General features: G+C 66.9%; 5 protein-coding genes. 2 read left to right on the top strand and 3 right to left on the bottom strand.

Annotated elements, in window-relative coordinates:
• Nucleotides 1–351: autotransporter outer membrane beta-barrel domain-containing protein (locus FHS74_RS30010; RefSeq protein WP_184807945.1), on the top strand; the 351-nt coding region annotated here is incomplete at its 5' end.
• Nucleotides 352–528: 177 nt separating this feature from the next.
• On the opposite strand, the gene kynB is transcribed toward FHS74_RS30010, so the two are convergent.
• From kynB to kynU, 3 genes are read right to left on the bottom strand one after another with little or no spacing between them, the layout of a single operon-like run.
• Nucleotides 529–1,176 carry an arylformamidase gene (kynB, locus tag FHS74_RS30005; RefSeq protein ID WP_184807944.1) on the bottom strand — a complete coding sequence of 216 codons (648 nt, stop codon included), beginning with the start codon at nt 1,174–1,176 and terminating at the stop codon, nt 529–531.
• A complete protein-coding gene (kynA, locus tag FHS74_RS30000) occupies nt 1,173–2,033 on the bottom strand; it encodes a tryptophan 2,3-dioxygenase (protein WP_343067079.1) in 861 nt (286 codons plus the stop codon). The genes kynB and kynA overlap by 4 nt, the downstream gene beginning before the upstream one ends.
• Complete coding sequence (gene kynU / locus FHS74_RS30825; protein WP_184807943.1) at nt 2,030–3,265, bottom strand: kynureninase; 1,236 nt, start codon at nt 3,263–3,265, stop codon at nt 2,030–2,032. Before kynU ends, kynA begins: the two co-directional genes overlap by 4 nt.
• A 128-nt stretch (nt 3,266–3,393) precedes the next feature.
• On the opposite strand from kynU, the gene FHS74_RS29990 reads away from it, so the two are divergent.
• A complete protein-coding gene (locus FHS74_RS29990) occupies nt 3,394–3,855 on the top strand; it encodes an Lrp/AsnC family transcriptional regulator (protein WP_211106641.1) in 462 nt (153 codons plus the stop codon).
• Nucleotides 3,856–4,052: the final 197 nt, after the last annotated feature.

Genomic DNA, 4,052 nt, shown 5'->3' with positions numbered 1-4,052 from the left:
GCCGGGGCGGCCAACCTGAAGGTGGACACGCTGGCGACCAACGCCGTGACCCAGGAACTGGGGCTGAAGGTGGACACGGAGATGGACACCCTGTTCGGCAAGCTCTCGCCGGACCTGCGAGTGGCGTGGGTGCACGACTTCCGCGACGCGCCCATCCCGACGACGGGCGTGCTGGCGGGCGTTAGCTTCGCCAGCACCACCGGCCGGGTGAACACCGACGGCCTGGCCGTCAACCTCGGCGCCACCCTGCAGCACAGCGACGCCTTCAGCCTGCGCCTGGAGTACAACGGCGAATACCGTCACGACTACCAGAGCCACGGTGGTGTCCTGCGCGCCAGCTGGAGCTTCTGACCCGGGACAAGAGCCATCCCAGCCCCGCCGGAATACCCCGGCGGGGCCTCTATCGAGGGGGCCCCCATGTGGCGATCAAGGTGCCCCCGGTGACCGCCAACGAAAGCGGTATCGGCCCATTGAGCCCTGAGCAGCCGGTTTGGGAGCGGATTGGGCGGCCCCTTTTCGCGAACGTCCTCAGGCGCCCGCCCTGGTCGCCATCGGTAGGGCGCGCAAGATGGCCCGCACGGGTGCGGCATCGGCCTGGGCCAGTTTCAATGGCAGGGCGATCAACTCATAGTCCCCCTCGGGCACGGCGTCGAGAACCAGCCCCTCCAGGATGGCCATGACGTTGCGGCGCACAGCGTCGTGTGCCCGCAGGTCCTTGGACTCCTCCGGGTCGAGCGACGGGGCATCCACGCCGATCAGGCGGGCGCCGGCGGCGGCCAGCCTCTCGATGGTCGCGCAATCAATGGCGCGAAAGGCCGTGATCCAGCTGTCATGGGGGAAATGCCGGTAGGTCCGCAGCAGGATGCGCGGCGGCGCGTCGTCCAGCCGGCCGCTCAACTCTTCCGGCTCCACCGGTCCCTGTCCGGCCGTCACGTCGATCAGGCGGCAGGGCCCGAGATAGGGGACAAGGTCGACGGCCCCGATGGGCAGCCCCGCCGCATCATAATGCAGCGGCGCGTCGGCATGGGTGCCGGTGTGGGTGGACAAGGTCAGGCGGCTGACATTGACCGGGCAGCCTGGCCCCAGGGTCCAGACCCGCTCTTCCTGGTAGGCGGTATCGCCGGGCCATACCGGAATGCCGGGGCGCACCGCCTGCGTGATGTCCCAGAGGGTCATAGCGCTGTCCTCACGGAAAGCAGTTCGGGGAAGAAGCTGAGGCTCAACGCCTTCACCAGATAGCTGACGCCACCGGTGCCGCCTGTGCCGGGCTTGAAGCCGATGATGCGCTCCACCGTCTTCATGTGGCTGAAGCGCCATTGCTGGAACCGATATTCCACGTCCACCAGCTTTTCCGCCAGATCGTATAATTCCCAATGACGATGCGGGTCGCGATAGACCGCCAGCCAGGCGGCCTCCACCTGGGGATCGGGCTCATAGGGTTGGGAGAAGTCGCGCTCCAGCTTCGCGGCCGGAATGTCGAAGCCCCGGCGGGCCAGCAGGCGCAGGCTCTCGTCATAGAGGCTGGGGGCGGTGAGGGCCTGTTCCAACGCCGCGAAGATCGCGGGCTCGGAACGGTGGACGGTCATCATGCCGGCGTTCTTGTTGCCCAGCAGGAATTCCAGGTGCCGATACTGATAGGACTGGAAGCCGCTGCTCTGCCCCAGATGCGGGCGGATCAGGCTGTAATCCGCTGGCGTCATCGTGGACAACACCTCCCACGACTGGATCAGCTGCGCTTGGATGCGGCTGACGCGGGCGATCATCTTCAAGGCCGGGCCCAGGTCATCCGTCTGGATCTGGCGCACGGCGGCTCGCAGTTCATGCAGGCTGAGCTTCATCCATAGCTCCGACGCCTGGTGGATGATGATGAACAGCAGCTCGTCATGCTCGCCGGACCGCGGATGCTGAGCCGCCAGCAATTGGTCCAGCCCCAGGTAGGCGCCATAGCTCATGGGCGGCGCCTCATGCAGCGCCTCCCCGGAAAGGTCGACGGCCAGGGTGCGGGGATGGGTGGGGGTATCGGTCGCGCTCACGTCACGGCTCCACGGGCTTGGTGGGCGGCATCCTGCCAGGCGCCGCTGTCCATGATGTCCTTGAGGTGCGCCACGGCGTCGTAGACGTCGCTGTGACGGACATAGAGGGGGGTGAAACCGAAGCGCATCGTGTCCGGCGCGCGGAAGTCGCCGATGACGCCCCGGGCGATCAGGGCCTGCATGATGGCATAGCCTTCCGGGTGGCCGAGGCTGACCTGGCTGCCGCGCGCCGCCGCGTCGCGGGGCGATTGCAAGGTGAACTGGCCGGGGCATTCCTGTTCCACCAAGCGGATGAACAGGTCGCCCAGGGCCATCGATTTCCGCCGGAGTTGGCGGTGGTCGGCGCGCGCCATGATGCCCACCCCGATCTCCAGGGCCGCGAGGCCCAGGATGGCGGGCGTGCCGCATAGCATGCGGCGGATGTCCGGCGCCGGGAGATAGTCATCGGAGAAGGCAAAGGGCGCCGCATGCCCCATCCACCCCGACAGGGGGGACTGCGCTTGCGCCTGATGCCGCTGGGCGACGAACAGGAAGGCCGGCGCGCCGGGGCCGCCGTTGAGATATTTATAGCCGCAGCCCACCGCCAGATCGGCGCCGGCGGCGTTCAGGTCCACGTCGATGGCGCCGGCACTGTGCGACAGGTCCCACAGGGCCAGCGCGCCGACCTCATGCGCCCGGCGGGTCAGGGCCATCATGTCGTGGACGCGGCCGGTCCGGTAGTGCACCTGGGTCAGCAGCAGCAGGGCGGTGTCGCCGTCGATGGCGCCCGCCAGGTGCTCGGGCGCCACCACGCGCAGCTCCACCCGGTCGTTCAGCAGGCGCTGGATGCCTTGCAGGATATAGAGGTCGGTGGGAAAGTTGCCCGGCTCCGTCACGATGACGCGGCGTCCGGGGCGCAGGCCCAGGGCCGCCGTGGCCAGCTTGAAGAGGTTGACGGAGGTTGAGTCCGCCACCACCACCTCATCCGGTCGCGCCCCGATCAGTCCGGCGATGGCGGCGCCCACACGCTGTGGCAGGTCGATCCAGTGCGCGGTGTTCCAGCTGCGGATCAGGCCCGCGCCCCATTCCTGGGTGACGACGTCCGCCAGCCGCCGTTTCACCGCTCGGGGCAGGGCCCCCAGCGAGTTGCCATCCAGGTAGATGAGCCCGTCCGGAATCTCGAATTCCTCGCGGAACGCCGCCAGCGGATCGTCACGATCCAATGCGGCGCAGATCTCACGGTCCAGCGTCATGCCCCATGGTCTCCATCCTGTTCCCTTGCCTGGTGATCTTACCGCGCTAATGACGGAACATTGTCACGAATGCCCTTGCCAAAGCGAAGAGTGCGGAACAACGTTCCGAGAAAATCAATTAATGGAGAATGAAGGTGGATGCCATCGACCGGCGCTTGTTGACCGTTCTGGAAACCGACGGACGCGCCTCGTTCGCCCAGATCGCCGAAGCGGCCGGCTTATCAAAGACGCCGTGCTGGAACCGGGTGCAGGCCTTGGAGGAGAAGGGCGTCATCATGGGATACCGGGCGGAGATCGACCGGGCCAGCGTGGGCCTGCCCTTGCTGGCCTTCATTGACGTGGCGATCGACCTGGGACGGCACGAGGCGTTCGAAGCGGCGGTGGCTGAGGTGGGGGCCGTGCTGGAATGCCATACCACCGCCGGCCCCTTCGACTATGTGCTGCGGGTGGCCGTGCGCGACGTAGGGGCGCTGGACGACCTGCTGCGGGCGCAGCTATCGCGGCTGCCGGGCGTCAAGAACTTCGCCACCCGCATCTGTCTCAAGACCGTCTTCCAGGCTCGACCGCTGATGGCCAACGCCGGATCGTAACGTCTACCCCCGGACAGGGTGTGTGGCCGGTGATCTACTACGGTCAGTTCCTTCTTTCAGCCGTTCATCCCTCCGGAAGTTCCGCATTCGGCCCCTTATCCCCGCGCCCGCGCGAGCATATATAGGGATTGCATAGGGATTGTGGTGTCTGCCGAAAAACGTCATGAGGCTGCAAGATTTCTGTAGACAGCCCCGGC

The sequence above is a fragment of the Nitrospirillum iridis genome (assembly GCF_014205765.1).
In the GTDB taxonomy this organism is placed as follows: domain Bacteria; phylum Pseudomonadota; class Alphaproteobacteria; order Azospirillales; family Azospirillaceae; genus Nitrospirillum; species Nitrospirillum iridis.
Note: the sequence above shows the minus strand (reverse complement) of the source record. Positions and strands in the feature narration are given on the sequence as shown.